Source organism: Nonomuraea sp. B12E4 (genome assembly GCF_039871825.1).
Taxonomy (GTDB): Bacteria; Actinomycetota; Actinomycetes; order Streptosporangiales; family Streptosporangiaceae; genus Nonomuraea.
This window is the reverse complement of the sequence record NZ_JBDPME010000004.1, coordinates 169092-193142: the sequence shown is the minus strand read 5'-3', so window position 1 is coordinate 193142 and position 24051 is coordinate 169092. Positions and strand designations below refer to the sequence as shown.

Sequence of the window (24051 nt, the reverse complement as noted above, 5' to 3'; positions counted from 1 at the left end):
CAGGACGAGTGGGAGCCTCAACACCAGGAGCCCCCACGTCAGGAGCCCTGACACCGGGGACCCCCGGGCCAGGAGGCCCCGTGCCAGGAAGCCCTGTGCCGGGAGACCCTGCCCCGCAGCAGCCCCCGCCCGGCGCGCCCCTGGCTCCCGAGCCCGCCTCGCGCGACCTCAAGGCCAGAGGGGAGACGGAAGCCCACGCCACAGGCAAAGCGGCGAATGGGCGAGCCAACACCCGAGCAGCCTGGCTGGCGATCCTCCCCACAGCCACCGCAGCGCTCCTGACCATCTGGCTGGCCTGGGGCCCAGGCTTCGCCTTCTTCAGCAGCGACGGCACCCCCACATCACCACCCCCCACGGGCCAGACCTACGGCTCGATAGTCACCGGCGGCATCCCGATCTCGCTCACCCTCCAGGCCGACAACCTGTCGAGCATCCTCGGTGTCCTGGTGACCCTCGTAGCCCTCGCCGTACAGGTCTATTCGGTCGGCTACCTCAAAGACGACACCCGCTACCCCTCCTACAGCGCCTTCATCAGCCTGTTCACCAGCGCCATGCTCCTGGTCGTCTACGCGGGCGACCTCCTGGTCCTCTACGTCGGCTGGGAGATCATGGGCCTCTGCTCATACCTCCTCATCGGCCACTGGTGGGAAGATCGGGCCAACTCCCGCGCGGCGGTCAAGGCGTTCCTCGTCACCCGCCTGGGCGACGTCGGCTTCCTCTTCGGCATCTTCGTGCTCGGCACGGCGGCGGGCAGCTTCCGCGTCACCGAAGTGCTGGCCAAGGTGCCGGAAATGTCCACGGCCACCCTGGTGACCGCCACGATGCTCCTGCTGGCCGGGGTGGCGGGCAAGAGCGCCCAGGTGCCGCTGCACACCTGGCTCCCCGACGCCATGGCGGGCCCGACGCCGATCAGCGCCCTGATCCACGCCGCCACCATGGTCGCCGCCGGCATCTTCATCGTGGCCAGGCTCTTCCCGGCGTTCCAGCACGCCCCGCCCACCATGGACGTGCTGGCGGTCATCGCCGCACTGGGCATGCTGGGCGCCGCACTGGCGGCGCTGGCCCAGGACGACCTGAAACGCGTGCTGGCCTACTCCACGGTCAGCCAGCTCGCGTACATGGCAGGCGGCCTGGCCGCGAACTCCGACACGGCGGCCATCTTCCACCTGCTGACCCACGGCGCGTTCAAGGCCCTGCTGTTCCTCTGCGCGGGCGCGGTGATCCACCACGTCGGCTCCAACCTGATGACCCAGATGGGCGGCCTGCGCCGGGAGTTGCCGGTCACGTTCGTCACGATGACGATCGGTCTCGCCGCCCTCATGGGCATCCCTCCGGCCAGCGGCTTCTTCAGCAAGGACGGCGTCCTGGCGGCCATGGACGACGCGCTGTCGTCCGGCGTCCTGACGGACGCGGCCGCCCTCCTGCTGTACGGCTGCGCGCTCGCCACCGTGGCCGTCACCGGCGCGTACGCCACCAGAGCATGGCTGCGCACCTTCTTCGGCGAGGCGAGAGCCGTGGCGCTCCCGGAGCCCGCACCCGGCACGGCCCACATCGTGGACGTCAGGGAGGCCCCCAGGACGATGCTCGTGCCCGTCGTCCTCCTCGCGGTCCCGGCCCTGCTGCTGGGCTTCGCCGGCGAGCCGCACCTGGACCTCGGTGTGGCGTCCATCAGCGTCGTGCTCGCCGTGCTCGGCGCCGGTGTCGTGTACGCGGTGTGGCGCAGCGACCCCGTCGCCGACCCAGCCCGCCTGCTGGGCCCGCTGAGAGTGCCGTGCGAGCGGGCGTTCTACGTGGACGGCCTCTACGCCGCCCTGTTCGTACGCCCGGTGCTGGCGCTGGCCAGGCTGGTCGTCAGGACGGACGACGTGGTCGTGGACGGGGCGGTACGCGGCTCGGGCAGATCGGCGCGCGGTTTGTCCGGAGTGCTCCGACTGGCCCAGAACGGCAACGTCCAACTCTACGTAAGCGGCGTGCTCGCCGGCGTCCTGTTGATCGCGGTGGGTGCGGTGATGTTCACATGACGGCCCAGCCTCGCCCCCAACCACCGACACGACCTCGCTCCCGAGCCCTGGCACGGCCTCATGCCGGAGCCCTGGCGGCGCTCTTGGACGTCGGGATGGGGGCGTGCCCGTGTTGTCCAGGCTCGGGTCGTTCGTCGAGGACGGTGATGTTCGCATGATGGGTGGCTGGCTCCCGGGCACACTGCTGGCCGTGCCGCTGCTCGGCGCGCTCATGCTCCTGCTCGCCCCCCAGGTCCTCCGCCCGTTCCTGCGCACGTACGGACTGCTCATTTCGGGTGTCACGTTCGTCCTGGCCGGGCTGCTCGTCGCGACGTTCGACTATGGCCGCGCCGCAGGGCTGCAGTTCGAGGTGGACTGGCCGTGGATCCCCGGCCTGGGGTTGCGCTTCCATCTCGGCGTCGACGGGATCTCGCTGCCGCTGGTCGCGCTGACGGCCCTGCTGACGTTCCTGTGCTTCGTCTACCTGTGCTGGGGCAGGACCAGGGACTCCGGGCCGTTCATGAGCGCCAGGCCGCGGGCGCTGGTGTTCACGCTGCTGGTCCTCGAAGTCGGCATGATCGGTACGTTCCTCGCCCTCGACCTGCTCCTCTTCTTCGTCTTCTTCGAGATCGTGCTCATCCCGATGTACTTCCTGATCGGCATCTGGGGCGGCGAGAGACGCCGGGCGGCCGCGGTCAAGTTCGTTCTCTACACCCTGCTCGGCTCGGTGGTGATGCTGCTCGGCCTGCTGCTCGTCTGGGTCCAGGCCGGCACCCTCGACATCGAGGCGCTCAGCGCGGCCCACGGCACCGGAATGTCCAGATCGGTGCAGATCCTGGCATTCGTTGCCATCGGCATCGGCCTGGCCGTCAAGACGCCGATGTGGCCGCTGCACACCTGGCTGCCCGACGCCCACACCGAGGCGCCCACCGTGGGGTCGGTGCTGCTCGCCGGGGTGCTGCTGAAGATGGGCACCTACGGCTTCGCCAGGATCGCCATCCCCCTCCTCCCAGAGGGTGCGGCGGCGGTGGCGCCGTGGCTGGGTGCGTTCGCCGTGGTCGGGATCATCTACGGAGCCCTGGCCTGCCTCGCCCAGCGCGACCTCAAACGCATGATCGCCTACTCGTCCGTCGGCCACATGGGCTTCGTACTGCTGGGCTTCGCGACGCTGACCCCGGTCGGCACCAACGGCGCCCTCTTCGCGAACGTCGCCCACGGCCTGATCACCGGCCTGCTGTTCTTCCTGGCCGGGGCGATCAAGGAGCGTCACCACACCGCCGACATGCCATCGCTGGGCGGCGGCATGCTGGCCACGTCGCCACGGCTGGGTTCGGTGCTCACGTTCGCGGCGATCGCCTCACTCGGGCTGCCCGGCCTGGCCGGGTTCTGGGGGGAGATGCTGGCGCTGTTCGGGGCGTTCCAACCGGCGAACGGGCTGCCCCGCGGGCTGTTCCTCACGTACATGGTGATCGGCGGCGTGGGCGCGCTCCTGACAGCGGCCTACTTCCTGATCATGCTGTCCCGCGTCACCCACGGACGCCCCCGTGACCCAGCTCCGGCCACGCCGCTCCACGGCATACCAGACAGCGAAGACGAAGCCGACGGCATGAGAGCAGCCGGCACCCCTGACGAACGCCTCACCGTGCCTGTGAGCTCATCCGGGCGCCCCTCGGCCACGGGAACCCTCGCCCCCAGCCCCGAGGCGCCTGTCGGCGCTCCTGGGGCGCACGGGACGCCTGTCGACACACCTGGGGCGCTTGGGGCGTCCGCTGACACGCCTGGGGCCTCTGAGGTGCTTGCCGACCCGCCCCCGCCGCCTGCTGGCACGTATGGAGCGTCTGCTGGTGCAACTAGGGCGCCTGCTGGCACATTCGCGGCCTCCGGCGGCATGCTTGAGGTGCCCAGTGGCGTGCTTCAGGTGCCCGGCGGCGCGCCTGAGGTCCGGCAGGAGGACATCAGGAGGCACGAGCTGCTGGCCTGGACCCCCCTCGTGGCCCTGACCGTGCTCTTCGGCCTCTGGCCCGGCCTCCTCCTGTCACTCACCACCCCGGCCGTGCAAACCCTGCTGGGAGCCCTCTCATGATCCAGCAGATCGACTACTTCCTGATCGCGCCCCCGCTGGTGCTCGCCCTGGTGGCCGCGTTGGTGCTGCTGCTCGACGCGTTCCTGCCCGCCCGCCCGGCCGCCAGGACCGCACTCGGACTCCTCACGCTGGCCGGTGTGGCGATCTCCCTGGCCTTCGTCGTCGCCCAGGCGATCAGGGGCGGTCCACCGCAGTCGACCTTCTGCGTCCCGCCCAACCTGGCCGGCCCGGCGGGTCAGGGGCCGGCGATGTGCTCGTTCGTGGTGGATCAGTTCACGCTGGTGTTCGCGGGCATGGTGCTGGTGGCCGCAGTGGTGGTCGTCCTGATGTCGATGACCCAGCTGGCGGGCGGCGGCATCCCCGTGGGCGAGTGGTACTTCCTGCTGCTCTGCACCCTCGTAGGCGCCATCACGCTGCCCGCCTCCCGAGACCTCGTCATGCTCGTGGTGGCCCTCGAGCTCCTCTCGCTCCCGGTCTTCGCCCTCACCGCGATGAAACGCTACGACGGCCGCGCCTCGGAGGCGGCGGTCAAACTGTTCGTGGTGTCAGTGGTGTCGACGGCGATCATGCTGTTCGGCGTCTCACTCCTGTACGGCATCGCGGGCACGGTCTACCTGTCCCGCCTGGCGGCCGTGCTCAGCGGGCAGATGCCGGCACCAGGCGTGGACCCGGCGCTCACCCAGGGGCCGCCCGCCGTCGTCACGGTCGGCGTGGTGCTCGTGGTGGCGGGATTCGCATTCAAGATCGCGGCGGTGCCGTTCCACTCATGGGCGGCCGACGTCTACCAGGGCGCCCCCGTCCCCGTGGCGGCCCTGCTCTCGGTCATCTCCAAGGCGGCGGGGTTCGCGGGGCTGATCCTCGTACTGGTCGTCGGGCTGGCCGGGCAGGCCACCACCTGGGTCCCCGTCGTCGGGATCGTCGCCGCGCTGACCATGACCACCGGCAACCTGCTCGCGATGCGCCAGCGCTCCGCCGTACGCCTGCTGGCCTGGTCTTCCGTCGCCCAGTCCGGCTACATCCTGGCCCCACTGGCGATCGCCGCCACAACCGCCCAAAGCACCACGGCCACCGCCACCGCCACCGCCCACATCGCCACCGCGACAGCCCAGACCACCACCGCGCAAACGGCCACCACAGCAGCCCAAACGGCCTCCGCTACCGCCCAAGGCATCGCCGCCCCCGCGACGACGGCCCCCCTCCTCCCCGAAGCCGTCTCGGGCGCGATCAGCACGTCCATGGCATACCTGGTGATCTACGCCGCGATGAACCTCGGCGCGTTCGCGGTGGTCATGCTCATGTCCAGATCCTCCGCCCGTAACGAGCTCGACGACTACCGTGGCCTGGTGTTCCGGAGCCCGGCGGCAGGCCTGGCGCTGGCGTTCTGCCTGGTCTGCCTGGCAGGTCTGCCTCCGGGCCTGGCCGGGCTCTTCGCCAAGGTCTTCGTCTTCCGCGAGCTCGTCGGCGGCGGCTCCGGCTGGCTGGCGCTGATCATGGCCATCAACACCGTGATCGGCCTCTACTATTACGCCACCTGGACGGCCCGCCTGTTCACCCCAACTCCGGCCACGTCCCCATCCCTGGTCGCGGCAGCATCCCCGCTCCCAGCCCCGGCAGCGTCCCCCGCTCCGGCCGCAACAAGGCCCTCCACCATCGGCGCCCCCGGCCCGACCCCCAACTCAGCCGCAGAAGCACCTCTCACCGCCGAGCCCCGAACCCCAGCCGAGTCCCCGACCCCAGCCATGGCGACATCCCCCGCCCCGCACCGCCCACCCCCCACCACATGGCTGGCCATCGGTCTCGCCCTACTGGTGGCCGTACTGTTCTCCCTCGCCCCTCAGTTGGTCCTGGACATGACCTCTTTGTCCCCCTTCGGCTGACGCGCCGCACCCGCGCCACTGACACGCCCCATGAGGCATGAAAGTCGCACTCCGCCCTCAGCTGAGTACACCGGGGAACGAAGAGCCGGGTCATCAACGTTGGACGTGGTGAACCCAGGCCACGAAGGGGGGAACCTTGCACCACAACGGTCTGCGCACCGCCGTTCTGCTCGGAGGGCTGTCCGCGCTGATCATCACGGTGGGCGCGTGGTTGGGCGGCGGCGCCGGAGTGCAGTTCGCGCTCATACTGGCTCTGGTGAGCAACGGGGTCGCCTACTTCTTCTCCGACCGCATCGCGCTGTCGGCCATGCGGGCCAGGCCGGTCAGCGAGGTCGAGCAGCCCACGCTCTACCGGATCGTGCGAGAGCTCTCCACCGAGGCGCGCCAGCCGATGCCACGCATCTACATCTCGCCGACGGTGCAGCCGAACGCGTTCGCGACGGGCAGGAGCCCGCGCCAGGCCGCGGTCTGCGTGACGTACGGCCTGACCAAGCTGCTCGACGAGGCCGAGCTGCGCGGGGTGATCGGGCACGAGCTCTCACACGTGTACAACAGGGACATCCTCGTCTCCTCCGTGGCGGGTGCGCTGGCCACGATGATCACCTGGCTCAGCTACGTGGCCGTCTTCTTCGGCGGTTCGGACGACGACGAGGGGCCGGGCTTCGTGGGCGCGCTGCTGATGATGGTGCTCGGGCCGGTGGCGGCCGGGATGGTGCAAATGGCAATTTCCCGCACCCGGGAGTTCCAGGCCGACGAATCGGGCGCCAGGCTCACGGGTGACCCGCTCGCGCTGGCCTCGGCGCTGCGCAAGATCGAAATGGGCGCCCGCAGGCTGCCCCTTCCCGAGAACAGCCGGCTCACCTCGGCCTCCCACATGATGATCGCCAACCCGTTCAGCGGCTCGGGCTTCGGCCGCCTGTTCTCCACCCACCCGCCCACGTCCGAGCGGGTCGCCCGCCTTGAGCGCATGGCCGGCTACCGCCGCTGACCCATGGGCCGATCTCCGCGATTAACCCAAGCCGAACAGCGGCTCTGGAACGCCTTCCCCACCGGCGAAATCGTCGAACTGGGCGCGGTGGAGATCGGCCGCGGCCGTACGGCGGGGGAGAACGCGCCCTCCGACGGCGCCACCTGGGGCCCCGAGCGCTCGATCAGGGCCAAGGTGGTCGCCTCGCTCCTGCTCGGCGCCCGCGACGGGGGCACGGGCTCGGTCCCCGCCGTACGCCTGCGCGGCGCCCGGATCACCGGCCCGCTGACGATCATCGGGGGCACCATTCCGCACGAACTCGTCCTGAGCGGTTGCCATCTGGACGAACCCATCCGGCTCACCGGCTCCAGCACCCGCACCATCCGCCTGACCGACTGCAGCTTCCCCGGCCTCAGCGGCGGCGGCATGCGGGTCGCCGGCCATCTCAGCCTCTCCGGCTCCAACGTCACCGGCACCATCCGCCTGAGCCGGGCCCAGTTCGAGAGCGGCCTGTGGCTGGGCGGCACCAAGGTGGTGGCCGACGACGAAGAAGAATGGGCACTGGACGCGAATGCCGCAGTCGTGGATTCGGGCACGTACATGCGCAATGCCGACTTCACCGGAGGAGTCGTCCTGGTCGGTTCCCGCTTGAACGGCGGATTCTTCCTGGACGGCGCGAAGCTCACCAATCCCGGCAAGGACGCGCTTTCCGCCGACAACATGGTGGTAGAGGACACCATGCGCTGCACCGACGGGTTCCTGGCACAGGGCTGCATCCGGCTGCGCGGCGCCCGGATCAACGGCACGTTCTCCCTAGACGGAACCGTACAGAGCCCGGACACCCCCTACGCCCTGTACATGAGCCACATGGAGATCCGCGAGCTCCATCTGAGACCGGCGAAACCCATCGAAGGCGTCGTCACCCTGGCGCACACCACACTCGGCACGTTGCTGGACGACCCGGACACTTGGCCGGACAAACTACGCCTGAACGGTCTTACCTACAGCCGCCTGCGCGGCTCAGGCGTGGCGCGCCGCATCGAGTGGGTCACGCGGGATCCGGAGGGGTTCCGGCCGCAGCCGTACGAGCAGTTGGCCGCCTGGTACCTCAGTGACGGCAACGACGCGCTGGCCCGCCGCACCCAGCTCGCCAAGCTCCGCGCCCGGCGGCAGACGCAGGGACTCGGCGGCCGGTTGTGGGGCCGATTGCTCGACGTCGCGGTCGGGTACGGCTACCGGCCCTGGCTGGCCGGCATGTGGTTCACCCTCCTGCTCGCGCTCGGAACGGTCGTCTTCGCCCTCAACCCGCCCAGAGCACTCAAACCCACCGAAAGCCCCGATTTCAACGCCTTCGCCTACGCCTTCGACCTCCTGCTCCCGCTGCCGGCGTTCGGACAGCGAGAGATGTTCGACCCGGGCGGGTGGACGCAGTGGCTCGCGTACGGGCTGATCGTCTCGGGCTGGATCCTGGCAACGGCGCTCATAGCGGGCGCTACGCGAGTTCTCCGCCCCTCGTGATCTTCCGCAGGATCACCACGAGGTCCTCGGGAAAGAACGTCTCCTGGGTGCTCTCGAGCTCCTCGGCACTCCACCACCGGTAGGCGGTCGTCGTGTCCTTCTCGATCTGCTCCATGTGGTCGAACGACACGGCGGCATCGCCGACCCGGATTGCGAAGAAGGTCTGATCCTGGGTGATGGCGTACTGGGCCCAGGAGAACTCGATCGTGCCGGTCCCGTACGGTCCGGTGAAGTCCGCGGCCTCGGCTCGGATCCCGGCCTCCTCGAACAGCTCGCGCGCCGCAGCCTCCTGCAGCGTCTCGCCACCCTCCAGGGCCCCGCCGATGGTGAACCAGAAGGGCTTGTCGGCGTTCGCGGGATCGAAGCCGTAAAGCAGGAGCACCCGGTCTTGGTCGTCAATAGGCAGGGCACGTGCCGTGACCCGGCGCAGGGGGATCTTTGTCACGAGTAATGAGCTTACGATCCAACCCCGCAAACCGCGCCAGCCCACCCGACTCCGAACCCATCGCCACAAGGCCATGAGGACACCAACCAGCGCGCGCGAGCCTTAACCCACCACCGATCACGGCCTGGACCGATCTTGACGATGGTGGGCTGGGCTCTGGGCCACTCCACCACACTGCCGACCACGCTTGTTACCGACGACATACCTGGTTACATACGTACTTGCGTGTCCAGAGTGGCCCAGATCCCAGGAGCGCACACGAACGACCCCGGATCCGCACATGACGACGGCGTCCATGGGGCGCATGCGATTCGCAGGGCGTACATGCACCTGAGCGTGACCCGGCTCCACGATCAGAACGAACCCGAAGCCCACGCAGGCCGACCGCGGCAGCCTCGCGCGCCGCTCCACTACCTGTAGTTCACAAACTGCAGGGCTATGTCCAGATCCTTCCCCTTAAGGAGCGAAATGACATCCTGCAGGTCATCCTTCTTCTTCGAGCTGACGCGAAGCTCTTCGCCCTGAATCTGCGCCTTGACCCCCTTGGGGCCCTCGTCGCGGATCAGCTTGGAGATCTTCTTGGCGTGCTCCTGGTCGATGCCCTCCTTCAGGCTGACCAGCATGCGGTATTCCTTGCCCGACAACTTGGGCTCACCCGCGTCGAGGATCTTCAGCGACAGCCCCCGCTTGACCACCTTCTCCTTGAACACGTCGAGTGCGGCGTTCGCCCGCTCCTCGCTGTTCGCCTTGATCTCGATGTTGGTCTGACCGGACCAGCTGATGGCCGCCCCGGTGCCCTTGAAGTCGAAGCGGTGTCCGATCTCCTTGACCGTCTGGTTCAGAGCGTTGTCGACCTCCTGGTGGTCGATCTTGCTGACGATGTCGAAAGATGAATCGGCCAAAACACCCATCCCTTCAGCTGCGAAAGTTTCTGCGGATCCTGCTTCCCGGCGTACGCGAAGGGACCCAGCGAACGAGCCTAGCCAGCATCGGCGCGCTGTGCAGGACCCCGACCTCTTGCTCGCCCGTGTGCAGAGAAGGATCCTGGTTCAAGCCCTTCTTGCAGTTTCCGATGGGATTGGTGGGATTTGTGCTGGTAATCGGAGCCGGCTTCGGCCGTACCGGAACCTTGTCCTTGAAGATCGCCCTGGAGCGCCTGGGCTTCGGCCCATGCCACCACATGACCGAGGTGATCGATAACCCTGCCCAGGTGCACCGCTGGCTCGCCGTGGCCGAAGGCCGCGAGACGAACTTGGACGCCGCCCTGTCCGGCTACAACTCCTGCACCGACTGGCCCGCGGCCGCGTACTGGCGGGAGTTGGCAGCCCGCTACCCGGACGCCAAGGTCATCCTCACGGTCCGCGACCCGGACCGCTGGCTGGCCAGCATGAACGCCACCATCTTCCAAGCGGCCAAGCGCGGATCCACCTGGCCAGGCCGCACCATCACCCGCATCTCCAGCCTCATGGGCACGGACCTCGCAGCCTTCACAAAGCTCACCCGCCTGGCTGTCCAAGAGCGCGTATTCGCCGGCCAGTTCGACCCCTCCCACGCCCTCAAAACCTTCGCTGCCCACATAGAAGAGGTAAAAGCCACAATCCCCCCAGACCGCCTCCTGGTCTTCGACGTCAAGCAGGGCTGGGACCCCCTGTGCACGTTCCTCTCCACCCCACCCCCACCCGACCCCTTCCCCCGCGCCAACGACGCGGCCACCTTCAACCAGCACTCCCGCTCCGCCGCCGGCCTCCTGTTCCGGCGCAGCCGCTAACCACGATCCGGTACGGACAAACTGGTGTCACGTACACCTCGGAAGTCCGCTATCCTTCTGTCTGTCGCCGCGAGAGCGGATGGCACGGCAGGTTGCCCGAGTGGCCAAAGGGAGCGGTCTGTAAAACCGTCGGCTCAGCCTACGCAAGTTCGAACCTTGCACCTGCCACACCAGCGGGAAGAGGCCCGTCACCAGCGGAAACGCGGTGACGGGCCTCTTGCTTTGTGTCCGGCCGTCTACGGCTGACAGCGGCTCAGTACGGGTGGCTGCGCCGAATACGCGCCGAAGATCGTCAGTCTGCCTTGGGGGCGTCCGGCCGCTCAGCGGGGGCGGCCGGGGGCAGCGCCGTTTCGATGCGGCGCATGGCTTCGACCTGTCCGCCGGCGATGCACTTCGCGTAGACCCGCAAGAGCACGTCCACGCTGTGGCCCGCCCACTCCGCTACCTGGGGAGGGTTCACGCCGGCGTTCAGCCAGGTGGACACACAGGCGTGCCGAAAGTCATACGGCCGTGCCGCGATGCCCGACGCTTGCTCGGCGGGGCTGAGGGCGCGCTCGCGCGCCTTGTGCCAGACCGGCAGATAGGTGCTGTCCCGGATGATGCCGCCGCGCGGCCCGGTGAAAATGCGGCCCTCACGACCATGGTTAAACTCGGCGCGATGGGCATGCAGTAGCGCCACGAGATCCGGGTGAATGGGTACCTGGCGCTTTGCTTTCACCGGGCGGTGCTTGAGCCCGCGTCGTTGTCGCGCTTTGCCGTCGTCCGTCCACTTAGTGCCGACCTCGGGGTCAGAGTTCGTAAGAACGAACTCGCCCCATTCGCCACTTTCGGGAAGATTCTTGATGTTCTCCGTGCGCAAGTCGATGACCTCTTCCGGGCGTAGGGCAGCGTAGTACATGCAACCGAAGAAGGCCGCGAGCCGTTTGCCCATGGCGCCTTCCTTTGCTACCTCGGCAAGGATGGCGCGGGCTTGTTCGCGGTTCGCTACGACACCAGGATCTACGGCCTCATCAGTTCTTGGTTTGGTCCACGTAACGCTGTCGAGAGGATTAGCCTGCAAGGCGCTGATCTCCCGGGCGAACTTGAAAGCGTTGTTGAGGACTTGTCGTTTACGCTTAACTGTGTTGCCCGCTGCGGCTGTCCCATCCTGCTTGCGACTGATCCTGTCGAGCACGGCCCGTGTGAGGAGTGGGCCGCGCTTGGGACGCGTCAGTTCTCGGACGTCGATGGTGTTCTCCTGCAGCCACCGAACTACGTGCTGGATGTCCTCGGGAGGGTCCAGCCAACGCACGGCGGTGTGCTGGCCTTTGGCGGGTTCTGCGCCGTCGCGGACTCGTGTACTGAAAACCCAACCGCGTAGTGCCGCACGTAGCTCTTTCTGGTCGGGCCGTCCTGCGTCGCTCATCAGTAGCGCTTCGGTGGCATCGGTGAGTGCTTCGGCGATGCTTTTGCGGTGGTTCCCCGAGGCGTACGGCCATTTAGTGTCCGTATAGGCGCATGTGAACGTGAACCAGCTTAGGGCTTGTTCGTCCCGCCTCCATGAGATCGGTCGCCCATCTTCGACGCTGAATGCTTCGCCCCTGTTGGCCGCGACTGTCAGTTCGGCCTTGAAGTTGTCTGCTTGTGTTTTGCCCCGGAATGGTTCCTTGAAGGGTTTTTCACCTACTCTCCACCGGACGGTATAGGTGGTGACCTTGGCGCCCTTATATATGTCTGTTTTCCAGATGCGAACGTTGTAGCTGGTTTCCATTACGCAGCATCCTCCAAGCTGGTCAGCCAACGTTCGTAGTCGATGCGGCGGATGCGTAGGTCGCCGTTGGGGAGCTTGAGGCAGCGCGGGGCGCGGCCTTTCTGGCGCCAGTCGTAGAAGGTGGATCGGGCTATGCCGAGTTCGGTGCAGAACTCGGCGACGGTCAGGGGCTTGCCTGCGGCGGTGGCCATCAGCGCGGTCCTTCCGGATTCGTGATCGGCATGAGGCGTGAAGGCAGGGTTCCGAGGCCCTGTTCGGGGCTTCCGGGCGCGGTTGTGAGGGGGGTAGCCGTACCAGCCGTACCAGCCTCGTTTTTGCTGGTCAGGGCCGGTACGGCTTTTTCGGTGGTACGGCTCAAGCCGTACCAGGGGTGCAAGCCGTACCGCTTTGACCTGGGGAATTGAGGCTGGTACGGCTGGTACGGCTTCCCCTCTCGATGGGCACGACAGCGCCATCTTCGGCGGGCTCGCACGGCTGATCGTCACCGCCTGGCGGAGGCTCGACGGCGGGGCAATAGCGCGCCCAGGCGTCGGTGAAGTCCGTGCGGTGGTAGCCCTTGGCTTGCCCGATGGGTCGGGGGAATCGGATGGTGGCTGAGCGGATGTCGTACTCGCGCAGCATCGCGCCGAGTCTCATGGCAGTCAGCCCAGTCGGGCCGTGTTCGTTCCAGCCTCCTTCGGGGTTGGCCTTGAGCCGTTCCAGCAGGACGGTGGTGGGCAGGGCGGTGTCGGCGCCAAAGGCGGTGCGGCAGTCGGTGAGCAGGCGCAACCCCGGGGAGGGGCGGCCGTTGTCGTCGGCTTCGGCGGTCATTGCGATGGCGGAGGCGCGGGCGCGGTCGGGCCAGGTGCCGCCGGCGTGGTCGGCGATGATGACCAGGGGTTCCCAGGTGTCGGCGGCGCGGTCTTCGACGGGCATGGCGGGTTCGGCCTCCTCCAAACGGGTCAGGTCGGCGCGCAGCCACTGGTTGAGTGCGGCGGCGAGCTCGCGCAGCGCGGGGCGGTCGCGGCGGTGGCGGTAAGGGGCGGCTTTCTCGCCGGGGGCGCGGCGGCGCATGCGGACGACGATGGCGCGGTCTTCGATGGTGTCGGGCATGGCGCCGATGCCGGCGAGTGCGGCCATGGCGAAGGTCGGGATGCTTTCGACCTGGTTGCGGGCGGCGTCGTAGCGTTTGGCTGGCCGGTTGCGCTGGTGGCCGGCGTTCAGCAGGCCGCGTAGGTCTTCGTTGCCGTCTGCTTTGGGGCCGAAGATGGTGTCGGCCTCATCGACCAGGATGGTGGGCGGGTCGTTGGTGATGGAGCGGTAGATGGCCGGCGATGAGGAGTTGACGGTGATGAACGGGTCGTGGCAGGTCGCCTCGACGATGTCCAGCAGCCGGGACTTGCCGCACCGCTTTTCGGGGCCGCGGACGACCAGACGCGGGGCGTGGGCCATGGCGGGTTGAGCGTGGGTGGTGGCGATCCACAGCGTGACGGCGTCGGCGGCCTGCTCGCTGGGCAGGATGACGTAGCGGGTCAGGGCGGCGCGGAGTTGGTCGAGCAAGTCGGCGCCGGTGGGCGGGTGACGTTGGGTCATGCTGTCTCCCCAGACTCAAGAGGTTCAAGGGCGGCGGGTGCCGGGTTATGTGGCGCGGATGCCGGCGTCGATGCCGTGCCTGATGATCACGGTTAGCGCTCGGGTGGTGCGCGGGGTTGGGCTGGCGGCGTTGGCCGTTTCGGCGGCGGCCTGCAGGGCGTGTTCGACCAGGTCGCGGGGCAGCGCGCCGCGGCCGACGAACTTGCCGAGTTTCCAGGCGGCCAGGTTCAGCGTGCGGTTGCGGTGTCCGTCTGGCGCGGTGGTCACTCGCTCCAGTTCGCCGGCCATGACGGCGCGCAGGTAGGCGGTCAGGCGGGCGGCGGTCAGCCCGGCGAGGGGGTCGGGGGTTGAGGAGGGCGGCGGAGGCGGTGGAGCGAGCCTGTCGGCCAGCCAGTCGGGCAGCGGCGCCGGGGGCTGGTCGCGGACGATGGTGTAGCGGCCGGTGCGGTGCGGGCCACGCACGTGACTGCCGGGGCCGACGACGTACCCGCCGTGGCCTCGGGTATCGATGAGCCAGCCCAGGCCGCGGCCTCGTTCGCCTGAGGTGTTGCCCAGGCGTACGGTCGGCGGGGCGGTGAAATACAGGTGGGCGCCGCCGGATCGGGTGGTCACGGTGAGGGTGTCGCCGGGGTAGGGCTGGCCGTGCTCGGCGCACAGAAGGCGGAAAACCTCCTCGCCGGATGCGACGCCACGTCGCGCCCATGCGGCGGGCGGTTGCTCGCCGGGTTTGGGCAGGTCGAGGTCGATGACGAGTAGGTGGGAGGGGCCGCAGGCGATGCCGAGGTTGTAGGGGGCGCGTCGCCAGCAGGCGGCGAGTTGGTCGGGGTCGGTGGTGGCGTTGTGCTCCCAGGCGGTGAAGCCGCGGGCGGGGTATTTGCCGTGCGGGGTGATCGGGAAGACGTGCCAGCCGCGCCGTGCGGCGTCAGCGACGGCGCCGGCCAGGTCGGTTGTTGTGGTCATGGTGCGTGATGTCCTTCGGTTCGTAGCCCCTGCAAGCCAGGGATGGACTCCCCCCGGCTGGTGGCCTTGTCGGATGGCTGGTAGAGCCACCAGCCGGGGGGTGGCTGGTCAGGCGGCATGATCGAAAAGGCGTAGTTGGCGGGGGCGTCGGCGAGCGCGCGTGAGTCGGTCAAGGACCTTTCCGTGCCACCGCAGGGCGGCCTTGGGGCAGTTGGCGCAGTTCTTGTGCACGCCCACGCACTCGGGAAAGCGGGGGTAACCGCGGTGGCGCTCGCCGTCTGACCAGGCTTGGGAGTCGGCTGAGCTCAGGTCGGCGCCGTACAGGTCGAGCCCGTCAGCTTTGACGCCGAATCCGTGCGTGTTGCGCAACCCGCGGTCGGCCAGGGTGGCGACGATCTCGGCGATCTCGCCGGTGTGCTGGCGCCGGCAGACGCTACCGAGGCCCACGAGCGGCAGCGTGCGCAGGTCAACGCCGGCGTCGGCATACATGCGCAGGATTTCGAGATAGTGCGACAGCAGCCACCCCTGCGCTACGGGGATCAGCCGCTTTTTGAGTTCTGCGGGCAGCAGGTCGCGCAGTTCGAGGTAGTTGGCCACGGTCCACGTCTGGTGCTTGCGGACCGCGTCGTCTAACGGTTCGTCAGGGCCGTCTGGGGGGATGCCGCGGGCGGCGCGGGTGCCATGGAAGTACCTGGGATCGGTGTGTTGGAGGTGCTGGTTCTTGCCGTAGATGATCGGGGGCTCGCACATCCAGTCCATCGGGGCCACGAAGTCGGGCATCCCGATGTCGCGGGCGTACCAGCAGACGAGTTCGGCGTACTCGGCGGCTGTGATGGTCCACTGGCCGTACATTTTGATCTCGGTGAAGCCGCCGGAGTCGAGCGCCCATCGGCCCACGGCCCGCGGCAGTGTCTTGCGGTGGCGTAGGCGGCGGGAGGACACGAACAATCGCACGTCGCGGAAGCGCTCGTCAGCCAGCCAATGCGGGTGATGCGTGCCGAGATAGAACACCGCGGGCGCGCTCGGAGTGCGAGGCTCAATGCTTTCCACGTGAGGCCCCTGTCGGGTGGCGGTCAGCCGTCGTGTACGCCGGCGGAGACGACGCGTCGTGTGGACCTGGTGATGATGCGTCGTTCTCAGCTGGAGGCGACGCGTCGGTTCCGGCCGCAGGCGACGGGACAGCAGTGCCGGCGAAGACGGCCCAGGCGCGGCTGACGGCACCGGAGCCGGGGAACAGGTCGTCGAAGCTGTCCCCGGGCGCGGCGCCGAGCAGGTTGAACACCCACCGGCAGAATGCGGCCGGCTTGGCGCCGATGACCCTGCCGGGCAGGGTGGTCATGGCGGACACGCCGTGCACGAGGGAGTCCACCCGTCGCGTGGATCCCCGCGACGGATCGCTAGGGCGGCCCTGAATGTAGATGACCGGTTCCCAGGCGCTGAGCGGCCAGCGGCTCGCGGTGGGACGCTCGCCACGGTGCCAGGCCGCTACCCGCACCCCTGGCGGACACAGCGCCAGCACCGCGGGCAGGGCGGTGGCTGAGGTGGACAGCGCCCACCCGTCGTAGGCCATCAGGTGACGGATCAGGGTCTTGTGGTCGACTTCGCCGGCGTAGTCGGGGTGCCCGCGATACAGGCGCGCGTTGCCCGGATAGGGCGGGTCGGCATAGGCCAGCCGTAGCGGTTGGCCAGCCGCGACGCCTTGAGCAGCGCCGATGCCTACGGTGCGGGTGAAGCGGTGGCGCGCCTGTCGGCAGCGCACCGAACAACACACCGCGTCTCGCCTGGCGGTGGCGGGGATGGGGCCTGAGCACCAGGCGCAGAGCCGTTGCGTGCCGTTGGCGGAAGGGGAGGCGTCGAGTTGCGCCGTGGTGGAACGCGACGCGTCGGGCTCGACGTCGGGGACGCGTCGCGTTGCGCCGGCGGCAAGCAACGGCTCCCGGTCCTGGGTACAGGGGACGGCGGTCGTGGTCATGCTGCGTCCTGATGCACGGCAGGGTTAGGGTTGTCGGGCAGGTGGCCCCAGTGGGTGCCGAGGATCTCGGCGTCGGCCACGATGGGCACCCCGCGGAAGCTGGTGGTCATCGCCTGCTGGAGGGCGTTGCGCAGGCGTTCGGCGTCGCGTTCGGGGGCGTGGATGATGACCTCGTCGTGGACGAACAGCCACAGTCGGGCCTCGGGGTGGGCGGTGGCGAAGCGGTAGACGGCGGCCAGCAGCAGGTCACGGGCGGTGGATTGGACCATGTAGTTGCCGTTGGCGTAGCCGCGGGCGGGGTCGGCGGGGATGCGCCGGCCGCTTGGCGTGGTCACCACGCTCTGGTCTGCTAGGCGTTTGGTGTAGGCGATCACGCGCGGGTAGGTGGACTGCCAGCGGTCGATGACCTGGCGGGCCACCTCGTCGGTAACGCCGGTCTGGCGGGCGAGCGCGGCGGCGCCCCCGCCGTACAAAGTGCCGAAGGTGCACCGTTTGGAGATGGTGCGTTGCTCCTTGGTGTAGCCGTCGCCGTACATCAGGGCGGCGGTGGCGTCGTGGATGTCGGTACCCGAGGCGATCACCCGCTTCAACGTCGGGTCGTCGGACAGGGCGGCGGCCACCCGCACCTCTACCTGGGAGAAGTCGCAGGAGACGAGCACGTGGCCGGCATCGGCGCGGAAACAATGCCGTAGCCGCGGGTCGTGCTTCTTGAGCGTCTGCAACGCCGGGCCGGTGATGCTCATGCGGGCGGTCTTGGCGCGCAGGGTGTTGATCTGCGGGTGAACGCGGCCGGCCGGGTCAGCGGCGCGCAGGAACCCGGTCAGGTTGGCGATCAGGTTGGAGGTGCGGGCCACCGCCAGGCGGGCGGCCAGCAGTTCGCGCACCGGCTCGGGCAGGGCGCTGGCGTGCTGGTCGGTCAGGGTGGTGAGGGTGTCGGCGGTGACCTGCAGGCGGCCGGTCGGGGTGCGCGGCAGGCCGGTGACGCTTGCTTGGGTGAGTTGCTCGTCCAGCCAGGCAGCGAACCGGGGCGAGCCGGCGGGGAAGCCGAGCGCCTGCTGGATACGGGTTTCGGCGGCGTGGTGCTCGCGCTGGACCTCCTCCAGCAGGGCGGTGGTGTAGGGGCGGTCCAGCAGCAGGCCGCGGATGGTGATGCCGGTGGCTTGGACGGCCAGCCACTGTTCCAGGCGTACCAGGTGGGTGAAGTCCAGGCAGTGGCGCAGCAACGCGGGCAGCAGTCGGCGCACGTAGATGGCGTCCAGCCCGGCGTAGACGACGTACGCCTCATCTGAGGTGGGCAGGTGGTTCCAGCCCCAGGTCAGCCAGGTGTGGCCGGCGCGGTGCCCGACCGGGGCCAGGGCGCGCATCCGGGCGTGCAGGGCGGCCTCAGCCTGCTGCAGCCCGTCGTCGAGGTGGCGGCCGGTCAGCTCTTTGAGCCCGTGGCCGGCGCGCTCGTCGGGGTCGATCAGCTTGGAGATCAGGTGCGTGTCGATGACGCGTTGCCCCAACGCGATGCCGAACGCTGCCCAGATGGCCAGCGGGTCGTAGGGGGTGTGGGTGACGAAGCGGCGCGCCGGGTCGGCCAGCGTGGCGCGGATCGCGGCGTGCTGGGCCGGGTCGGCGGGGTCCAACACCCACGCCTCGCGGGTGGACCCGAACTGGACCAGCCGCACGGTGAAGGCGGGGTCGAACTGGCGAGGGCCTTTGTCGTCGACGGCGCTGGTCTCCACGTCCAGCCCCAGCATCGCCTCGGCGGCGGCGAAGCAGGCGAACGCGGCCGGCTCGAATGCGGCGGGGGCGTGGATGGTCATGGTGTGGCCGGCGTGCTCACGCACGTAGCAGGTCGTCGAGCCGACCGGGGCGGGGGCCGACCCTGCGATGGGTGTGGTGGTCATCGGGTCTCCGTGGGGTGGCAGTGCGGGCAGGTCCACAGCACCGGTGCACTCGTCGGCAGCACCGCGGGGTGGTGGCAGTGCGGGCAGGCGGGCGGCCTCGGCGCGGGCAGCGCGTCGGCCAGCCAGCCGTAGCCGTCACCGGCCAGCACGGCATCACTGGCGACTGGGTCAGCGGCGACGAAGCGCACCCCTGATGCCACCGCGTCGGCCACGGTGGGGGTGATGGTGAACAGCGACGCCTGGTCGTCGATGGCGTCCATGGTCGTTGACGGCATGGAACACGGTCCTTCCAGGTCAAAAGGGGGTTGCTTCGGAGCGGTGGGAGCCCAGGGCAGGCCGCACCGCTCCGAAGCGGGGGCATGGGACGATGACGGGTCAGAACGGCGGCGCGTCACCGGCGGCAGCAGCAGCGGGGGCGGGCTGGGAGGAGGCCCACGGGTCGTCAAACCCGCCACCCGACGCCGAACCGTTGCCGTTGCGCTGGCCGTTGCCGCGGGCGGCCTTGACCGGCCGGGCGGTGGCGAACCGCAGGCTGGGGCCGATCTCGTCCACGGTCATCTCCATGACCGTGCGCTTGTCGCCGTCGCTGGTCTCGAACGTGCGCTGACGCAGCCGCCCCGAGGCGATGACGCGCGTGCCCCGGGTCAGCGACTCGCCGACGTGCTCGCCGAGGTCACGCCAAGCCGAGCAGCGCATGAACAGCACCTCGCCGTCCTCCCACTGCTCAACGCTCTTGTTGAAGGTGCGGGCGCTGGAGGCGATGGTGAAGCCGGCCACCGCGGTGCCGCTCTGGGTGTAGCGCAGTTCGGGGTCGGCGGTCAGGTTGCCGATGATGGTGATCGTGGTCTCGCCGGACATGGCGGGCCTTCCTTCCAGGATTTCGGGTTGTTGAACAGACGGGAGTACGGCGGGAAACCGCAGCGCCAGGTGGTCACTGGTCACAGTGGGTGCGGCGGCGTAGCCGCCAGATCAGCCGTAGGCGGATGCCGGTTCCGTGGCAGACGGGACAGGCCGCGGGTGTACAAGTGCGGGAGCGGCACAGGACGTAGGGGTGCCGGGCGCAGTAGCCGAGGTAGGTCAGACCGCCCATCACCACGGCCAGGTAGAGCACGGGAATGAGCGCATGCATGACAGGGGCTCCCGTCAGGTCAGCGGACGTTGAACAGGCGCACCCCGGCGCGGAGCTTGTGGCCCGTGCCGGCGCAGTCGGGGCAGTAGCCGAAAGAGTGCGCGAACAGGCGGCTACGGCGCTCTCCCGAGCCCCGGCAGCGGCGGCAGTCGGTGTAGGGGTGGCGCTTGAGGTTGAACCGGTAGACCGCCACGAGGAGGACCATCAACAGCGCCAGCAGGGTCACGCAGACCGCGATGGTGACCAGCGTGGACAGGACCGACGCGCCGGTCATGACTGGTCCTGGCGGGTGTAGGGCTCGGCGTAGCGGCGGCCGAAGCTGGTCAGGGCGATCTGGCGATCCTTGGGGGTGGGGGTGGCCGGTTCGTAGCCGTTGACCCCGACCACCGGGCACAGCGGCTCGCCGTCCAGGTGCGACCAGGACGGCGGACGACCCCAGGCGGGCGTCCATGAGCTGGGCTCGTCGTGCTGGGCCGGCTCGTGGCACTCAGGGCAGATCGGGGTGATCTCGATGAAGCCGAGAGCTTCCAACTCGGTCAGGGTGTCATCTCCCACGCCGGCGTCGTCCTGGAGCGTGGCGACCGGTAAGGGGCCGTGCGTGCGCAGGTGACGCAGGGCACGGAAGGCCGCCTCGATCGGCGCGGCGGCGTTCTTGCCGGCTTGGGTGAGGTGAATGCGCAGCTTCGGGTGGGCGCGGGCGGTGATGACGATGCTGCGAGCCGGGGCCTCGACGCTGCCGTGCAGGCGGCCGGTGACATGGCCGAGGTCTGCCAGGCCGCCCAGGTCCTCCGGACTGGCGCCGGTGAGGTCACGAAGCTTGGTCGCGAGGAAGCCGACGCGGGTGGCGCTGGCGCTGTGGATGGCCAGGTAGCGCAGGACGCGCCATTGGGGCGGGCTGAGTTTCAGCGGGTTCACGGTCAGGGTTGTCCTTCCGGTGGGGTGTGCGGGCAGGCTCGCGCGCACGGCTGCGCGTGGGATGCATCCGCGAAAGTTTTTGATCTTGATTGGGAGGGGGCCACGAAGGGGGCCACGCCTCAGCAGAAGGGGGGCCACACCAGGGGCCACGAGGGGGCCACGAGGGGGCCACGGAGAGGGGCCACGCATCGTGGCCCGTGCTGTGACCTGTAACTCCCTCCCCCAGCCCCCGCCCGTGGCCCCGATTGGGGGGCCACGGGATCATGAGGGGTTAGGGGAGTTCGGGCCGGTGCTCCATCAGGTAGCGCTGGCGCTCGTCGTCGTAGGCGCCGATGACGCCGGCCTCTGACAGGCGCTTCATCTGCTTTTGGAACCAGGCGCGGGAGATGTCGGTGGTCTCCCACAGCACCTTGAAGTCCCCGGTGCCGACATCGCGGGCGCCGTCGTCCCACAGTTCGTGCAGGCGGGCCATGAGCGCCGCGCCGCGCTCTTCCGGGGTCATCTTGGGCTCCGGCGGGGCGAAGGTCAGCGGCGGTTCCCCTTCGGGGAAGTCGGTGATCTCGTCGTCGATGCCGGCGTTTACCTCGGGGTCGGGGTCGTCGGTGGCCAGGTACTCGGTGGCGACGTTGCGCACCTCCTCATCGTCGGTGTCGTCGTCTTCGGCCGGGTTGTCCTCGGTCCCAGTGATAGGCAGCGGGGTGGGGGTGGACAGGGCGCTGGCAGACAGCCGCGACAGGGCGGCGGTCATGGCGTCGATCTGCTTGTGGATGGCGGGGAAGGCTGCGGCGTGGGCGCGCATCTGGGCGTTGGCTTGTTCGTCGTCGAACTCGCCGGTCGCGGTGATTCCCCAGGCGTAGGTGCGCATGGGCATGGTGATCCGGTCCTCGGGGATGGACGGGGCGTCCAGGTAGGCCATGCCGGGCTGCTTGTTGCTCCACAGCTCCGGCCGGCATCCGGCGTCTTCCTGGGCCTCGGACAGGCCGAAGGTGGCATCGGCGGCCGAATCGACGCCGAAGCACATCTTGGCGAGCTGGCCGCGGGCGATGGTGGGCATCTGGGTCCAGTCGCTGCGCTGCAGGGACAGCACCACGGTGCCGCCAGCGCTGCGGATGGCCTTGATCAGGGACAGGAACTGTTCCTGCTGCTTGTCGGTCAGGGCGTCGTAGATGTCGGGGAACTCCTCCAGCCACAGCAGCCAGTAGGTCAGCCCGCACCCTTCGACCCACTTTTGCAGGTTCTTGCTGGCCAGCAGGTCGGTACGCGGCTTGATCTTCTCGAACATCTCGGTGAGCAGGGCGCGGGCGCCCTCTTTGGTGGTCTCCAGCCGGTGCAGGGCGGCCTTGAGCGGTCCCAAGGTCTGCTCACCCTTGGTGATGTCGATGGCGAACACCGCCACGTCGCGCCGGGTGACGACCTCGGCCAGGAGGTTCCAGGCGCCGCCGATGGACTTGCCGGAGCCGGTCTTGCCCATGATCTGCACATGGTGGCCGACGATGATGTATTCGACGTCGTCCAGGTCCTGCCACAGGCCGGGCCGGATCGGCGCCGCGATGGACGCGCCGACGTGGGAGGGGCCGGGCCAGGCGATCGGGCGCTTCATCACCCGCGGGTCCGAGATCGTCACGCTGGCCTTGGAGGCGTCGTCCGGGTCGATCGCGGTGGTGATCGAACCGGGCGGCAGGCCGATCCCGGATTCGACGTAGGGGACCTTCTTCTGCAGGTCGTCGGCGATCTGCTTGCCCTCGGCCAACTGGACTTCGCCGGTCACCTTGTGGGCGGTGGCCTTGATCGTGCGGGCTTGCACCTGCGGCATGCCGGCCTTGTCGGCACCGCGGCCGAACAGGAAGCTCAGCGGGTCGGCCAGCGCGCCGCCGACGTCGATCTGCTTAGCGCGGATGACGGTGCGGATGTTGAACGACAGCGCGAACCCCACCCCGCCGATCAGGATCAGCCGGCCGGTCACCATCGTGGCCGGGCCGTGGATGGTGGCCGCGCACACCCACAACCCGCCCGCCAGGGCGGTCAGCGTGGTGTGCGCGCGTCCGGTCAGGCTGCGCGCGTGCGACAGGTGCCAGGTCAGCGCGGTCAGCACCAGCACACAGACGATGATCAGCGCGGTGGTCCAGGCGGTGATCTGCGGGTCGTCGCTGCGCAGCGTGTAGTGGAAGGCGGTGCCGAGGCCGAACAGCAAGGCGCCGATCAGCCAGGGCGGGAAGTACAGCAGCGCCTTGGACACCTCGCGGGTGGCCACCTGCTCCCAGGAGTTGGACTCCGGGACCGCGGGCAGCACCGCGTGCGGCGTCGGCGGGGTGGTAGTGCGCGGCATCACATGCCCTCATTCCAGTTGAAGGTGCTGCGCCGCTTCTCGGGGTTGGCCTGGGGCAGCACATCGACGAATTCCTTGCGGAACTGGGCGTGGAACTTCACCAGCTCCACGCCGGCGCCCTTCTGCAGTTCGGCGGCGCGCTTAAGCCGCTTGACCACGCGCTTGGCGCGGCGGCGCACGTCGGGGGCGCCGAACACGCTCAGCACCGGGTGGCCCTTGAAGCTGCGGATCAGCACCTCATACAGCTCATCGGAGCCGAGGGCGAACTCCTCGCCCAGGTCGCGGGTGAGGTTGCGGCCGACCTGCGCATACCGGGTGATCGCCGAGGGGCCTTCCCACGGGATCGCCGACAGCTCCGGGATGCGGCTCTTGCCGCTGCCTCCTGCGGGTCGCGGGCTACTGGTGCCTCCCATGGGCTTGCGCTCCCCTCTCTGGCCGGGCAGGACATAGGTGGTGTCGTTGTGGAACGCCTCTTCTCCGGTGAAGGTCACGGCTCCTCCTCTCGTGCGGTCTGCCGGATGATGCCGGCGATGCGGCGGGTGATGTAGGCGAGCCGGGGCACGCCGACGTAGGCGGTGACGAGCGCGTCCAGCGCGCCCAGGACCAGCAGGACGACCGTCCACACCTGGGACAGCACCGGGCGCAGCCAGGGCCAGGCGACCCAGACCAGCAGCATCGGGACGACCAGCCACCGCCAGGTGCTGAACGCGCCCCCAAGTAGGAGGCCGGCCAGCAGCAGGACGGCCACGGCCACGACGGCGCGACGCAACAGCCGCGTATACCGGGCCACCGGGACGGTTGGGGGTGTGCGGGGCGGGGCGGCGTCGGTGATGGCGTACACCGTGCATGGGGTCGTGCGTCGGGCGTCGGTCATCGT

The 24051-nt window shown here is 69.0% G+C and carries 23 protein-coding genes and 1 tRNA gene; 7 read left to right on the top strand and 17 right to left on the bottom strand.

Going from position 1 to position 24051, the window contains the following annotated elements; genetic code table 11:
- Window positions 1–80 precede the first annotated feature (80 nt).
- From ABGB18_RS12190 to ABGB18_RS12170, 5 genes are all read left to right on the top strand, one after another.
- Window positions 81–2021, top strand: a complete 1941-nt coding sequence (locus tag ABGB18_RS12190; RefSeq protein WP_347695556.1) for an NADH-quinone oxidoreductase subunit L — start codon at window positions 81–83, stop codon at window positions 2019–2021.
- A 154-nt stretch (window positions 2022–2175) separates the two neighbouring features.
- Window positions 2176–4083, top strand: a complete 1908-nt coding sequence (locus tag ABGB18_RS12185) for an NADH-quinone oxidoreductase subunit M (RefSeq protein ID WP_347695831.1) — start codon at window positions 2176–2178, stop codon at window positions 4081–4083.
- A complete protein-coding gene (locus ABGB18_RS12180) occupies window positions 4080–5960 on the top strand; it encodes an NADH-quinone oxidoreductase subunit N (RefSeq protein ID WP_347695555.1) in 1881 nt (626 codons plus the stop codon). The genes ABGB18_RS12185 and ABGB18_RS12180 overlap by 4 nt, the downstream gene beginning before the upstream one ends.
- A 136-nt stretch (window positions 5961–6096) precedes the next feature.
- Window positions 6097–6948, top strand: a complete 852-nt coding sequence (htpX, locus tag ABGB18_RS12175) for a zinc metalloprotease HtpX (RefSeq protein WP_347695554.1) — start codon at window positions 6097–6099, stop codon at window positions 6946–6948.
- Window positions 6949–6951: 3 nt separating this feature from the next.
- Window positions 6952–8445: a hypothetical protein gene (locus ABGB18_RS12170; RefSeq protein ID WP_347695553.1), complete on the top strand. Its 1494-nt coding sequence runs from the start codon at window positions 6952–6954 to the stop codon at window positions 8443–8445.
- Here ABGB18_RS12170 and ABGB18_RS12165 read toward each other — a convergent pair.
- Window positions 8420–8890: an NUDIX domain-containing protein gene (locus tag ABGB18_RS12165; protein WP_347695552.1), complete on the bottom strand. Its 471-nt coding sequence runs from the start codon at window positions 8888–8890 to the stop codon at window positions 8420–8422. The two genes, ABGB18_RS12170 and ABGB18_RS12165, sit on opposite strands and share 26 nt — an antisense overlap.
- Window positions 8891–9300: 410 nt before the next feature.
- Complete coding sequence (locus ABGB18_RS12160) at window positions 9301–9801, bottom strand: YajQ family cyclic di-GMP-binding protein (RefSeq protein ID WP_347695551.1); 501 nt, start codon at window positions 9799–9801, stop codon at window positions 9301–9303.
- A gap of 179 nt (window positions 9802–9980) precedes the next feature.
- On the opposite strand from ABGB18_RS12160, the gene ABGB18_RS12155 reads away from it, so the two are divergent.
- Together ABGB18_RS12155 and ABGB18_RS12150 are read left to right on the top strand one after the other, a co-directional pair.
- Window positions 9981–10658, top strand: coding sequence for a sulfotransferase family protein (locus ABGB18_RS12155; RefSeq protein ID WP_347695550.1), 678 nt, complete (start codon window positions 9981–9983; stop codon window positions 10656–10658).
- A gap of 86 nt (window positions 10659–10744) precedes the next feature.
- Window positions 10745–10826, top strand: a tRNA-Tyr gene (locus ABGB18_RS12150).
- A 124-nt stretch (window positions 10827–10950) separates the two neighbouring features.
- Here the strand turns inward: ABGB18_RS12150 and ABGB18_RS12145 are convergent.
- The 15 genes from ABGB18_RS12145 to ABGB18_RS12075 form a co-directional block, all read right to left on the bottom strand.
- Window positions 10951–12408 (bottom strand): tyrosine-type recombinase/integrase, encoded by a 1458-nt coding sequence (locus ABGB18_RS12145; RefSeq protein ID WP_347695549.1) that lies wholly within the window; start codon window positions 12406–12408, stop codon window positions 10951–10953.
- Window positions 12408–12599, bottom strand: coding sequence for a helix-turn-helix domain-containing protein (locus tag ABGB18_RS12140; protein ID WP_347695548.1), 192 nt, complete (start codon window positions 12597–12599; stop codon window positions 12408–12410). Before ABGB18_RS12140 ends, ABGB18_RS12145 begins: the two co-directional genes overlap by 1 nt.
- 163 nt (window positions 12600–12762) lie before the next feature.
- Window positions 12763–13980, bottom strand: coding sequence for a DUF3631 domain-containing protein (locus ABGB18_RS12135; protein WP_347695547.1), 1218 nt, complete (start codon window positions 13978–13980; stop codon window positions 12763–12765).
- Between the two features lie 45 nt (window positions 13981–14025).
- Entirely contained in the window at window positions 14026–14940 is a 915-nt protein-coding gene (locus ABGB18_RS12130) for a bifunctional DNA primase/polymerase (protein ID WP_347695546.1), read from the bottom strand.
- Window positions 14941–15048: 108 nt separating this feature from the next.
- Window positions 15049–15990: a hypothetical protein gene (locus tag ABGB18_RS12125; protein WP_347695545.1), complete on the bottom strand. Its 942-nt coding sequence runs from the start codon at window positions 15988–15990 to the stop codon at window positions 15049–15051.
- A complete protein-coding gene (locus ABGB18_RS12120; protein WP_347695544.1) occupies window positions 15977–16912 on the bottom strand; it encodes a hypothetical protein in 936 nt (311 codons plus the stop codon). The genes ABGB18_RS12125 and ABGB18_RS12120 overlap by 14 nt, the downstream gene beginning before the upstream one ends.
- Window positions 16909–18804, bottom strand: a complete 1896-nt coding sequence (locus ABGB18_RS12115) for a DNA polymerase (RefSeq protein WP_347695543.1) — start codon at window positions 18802–18804, stop codon at window positions 16909–16911. The genes ABGB18_RS12120 and ABGB18_RS12115 overlap by 4 nt, the downstream gene beginning before the upstream one ends.
- Complete coding sequence (locus ABGB18_RS12110) at window positions 18801–19079, bottom strand: hypothetical protein (protein WP_347695542.1); 279 nt, start codon at window positions 19077–19079, stop codon at window positions 18801–18803. The genes ABGB18_RS12115 and ABGB18_RS12110 overlap by 4 nt, the downstream gene beginning before the upstream one ends.
- Before the next feature lie 100 nt (window positions 19080–19179).
- Window positions 19180–19662 carry a single-stranded DNA-binding protein gene (locus ABGB18_RS12105; RefSeq protein ID WP_347695541.1) on the bottom strand — a complete coding sequence of 161 codons (483 nt, stop codon included), beginning with the start codon at window positions 19660–19662 and terminating at the stop codon, window positions 19180–19182.
- Window positions 19663–19735: 73 nt separating this feature from the next.
- Window positions 19736–19933, bottom strand: a complete 198-nt coding sequence (locus tag ABGB18_RS12100; RefSeq protein WP_347695540.1) for a hypothetical protein — start codon at window positions 19931–19933, stop codon at window positions 19736–19738.
- A gap of 19 nt (window positions 19934–19952) precedes the next feature.
- On the bottom strand, window positions 19953–20207 hold the full coding sequence (locus ABGB18_RS12095; protein WP_347695539.1) for a hypothetical protein: 255 nt from the start codon (window positions 20205–20207) through the stop codon (window positions 19953–19955).
- Window positions 20204–20848 carry a hypothetical protein gene (locus ABGB18_RS12090; RefSeq protein ID WP_347695538.1) on the bottom strand — a complete coding sequence of 215 codons (645 nt, stop codon included), beginning with the start codon at window positions 20846–20848 and terminating at the stop codon, window positions 20204–20206. The genes ABGB18_RS12095 and ABGB18_RS12090 overlap by 4 nt, the downstream gene beginning before the upstream one ends.
- Window positions 20849–21119: 271 nt before the next feature.
- Window positions 21120–23174, bottom strand: a complete 2055-nt coding sequence (locus ABGB18_RS12085) for a hypothetical protein (protein ID WP_347695537.1) — start codon at window positions 23172–23174, stop codon at window positions 21120–21122.
- Window positions 23174–23665 carry a hypothetical protein gene (locus ABGB18_RS12080; protein ID WP_347695536.1) on the bottom strand — a complete coding sequence of 164 codons (492 nt, stop codon included), beginning with the start codon at window positions 23663–23665 and terminating at the stop codon, window positions 23174–23176. The genes ABGB18_RS12085 and ABGB18_RS12080 overlap by 1 nt, the downstream gene beginning before the upstream one ends.
- Window positions 23662–24048 (bottom strand): hypothetical protein, encoded by a 387-nt coding sequence (locus ABGB18_RS12075; RefSeq protein WP_347695535.1) that lies wholly within the window; start codon window positions 24046–24048, stop codon window positions 23662–23664. The genes ABGB18_RS12080 and ABGB18_RS12075 overlap by 4 nt, the downstream gene beginning before the upstream one ends.
- Window positions 24049–24051: the final 3 nt, after the last annotated feature.

Excerpts from the sequence above, each read along its gene's own strand:
- ABGB18_RS12185 (WP_347695831.1), top strand. The coding sequence starts at position 2,176 with ATGATGGGTGGCTGGCTCCCGGGCACACTGCTGGCCGTGCCGCTGCTC.
- ABGB18_RS12180 (WP_347695555.1), top strand. The coding sequence starts at position 4,080 with ATGATCCAGCAGATCGACTACTTCCTGATCGCGCCCCCGCTGGTGCTC.
- ABGB18_RS12170 (WP_347695553.1), top strand. The coding sequence starts at position 6,952 with ATGGGCCGATCTCCGCGATTAACCCAAGCCGAACAGCGGCTCTGGAAC.
- ABGB18_RS12160 (WP_347695551.1), bottom strand. The coding sequence starts at position 9,801 with ATGGGTGTTTTGGCCGATTCATCTTTCGACATCGTCAGCAAGATCGAC.
- ABGB18_RS12145 (WP_347695549.1), bottom strand. The coding sequence starts at position 12,408 with ATGGAAACCAGCTACAACGTTCGCATCTGGAAAACAGACATATATAAG.
- ABGB18_RS12140 (WP_347695548.1), bottom strand. The coding sequence starts at position 12,599 with ATGGCCACCGCCGCAGGCAAGCCCCTGACCGTCGCCGAGTTCTGCACC.
- ABGB18_RS12135 (WP_347695547.1), bottom strand. The coding sequence starts at position 13,980 with ATGACCCAACGTCACCCGCCCACCGGCGCCGACTTGCTCGACCAACTC.
- ABGB18_RS12130 (WP_347695546.1), bottom strand. The coding sequence starts at position 14,940 with ATGACCACAACAACCGACCTGGCCGGCGCCGTCGCTGACGCCGCACGG.
- ABGB18_RS12120 (WP_347695544.1), bottom strand. The coding sequence starts at position 16,912 with ATGACCACGACCGCCGTCCCCTGTACCCAGGACCGGGAGCCGTTGCTT.
- ABGB18_RS12115 (WP_347695543.1), bottom strand. The coding sequence starts at position 18,804 with ATGACCACCACACCCATCGCAGGGTCGGCCCCCGCCCCGGTCGGCTCG.
- ABGB18_RS12110 (WP_347695542.1), bottom strand. The coding sequence starts at position 19,079 with ATGCCGTCAACGACCATGGACGCCATCGACGACCAGGCGTCGCTGTTC.
- ABGB18_RS12105 (WP_347695541.1), bottom strand. The coding sequence starts at position 19,662 with ATGTCCGGCGAGACCACGATCACCATCATCGGCAACCTGACCGCCGAC.
- ABGB18_RS12100 (WP_347695540.1), bottom strand. The coding sequence starts at position 19,933 with ATGCATGCGCTCATTCCCGTGCTCTACCTGGCCGTGGTGATGGGCGGT.
- ABGB18_RS12095 (WP_347695539.1), bottom strand. The coding sequence starts at position 20,207 with ATGACCGGCGCGTCGGTCCTGTCCACGCTGGTCACCATCGCGGTCTGC.
- ABGB18_RS12085 (WP_347695537.1), bottom strand. The coding sequence starts at position 23,174 with ATGCCGCGCACTACCACCCCGCCGACGCCGCACGCGGTGCTGCCCGCG.
- ABGB18_RS12075 (WP_347695535.1), bottom strand. The coding sequence starts at position 24,048 with ATGACCGACGCCCGACGCACGACCCCATGCACGGTGTACGCCATCACC.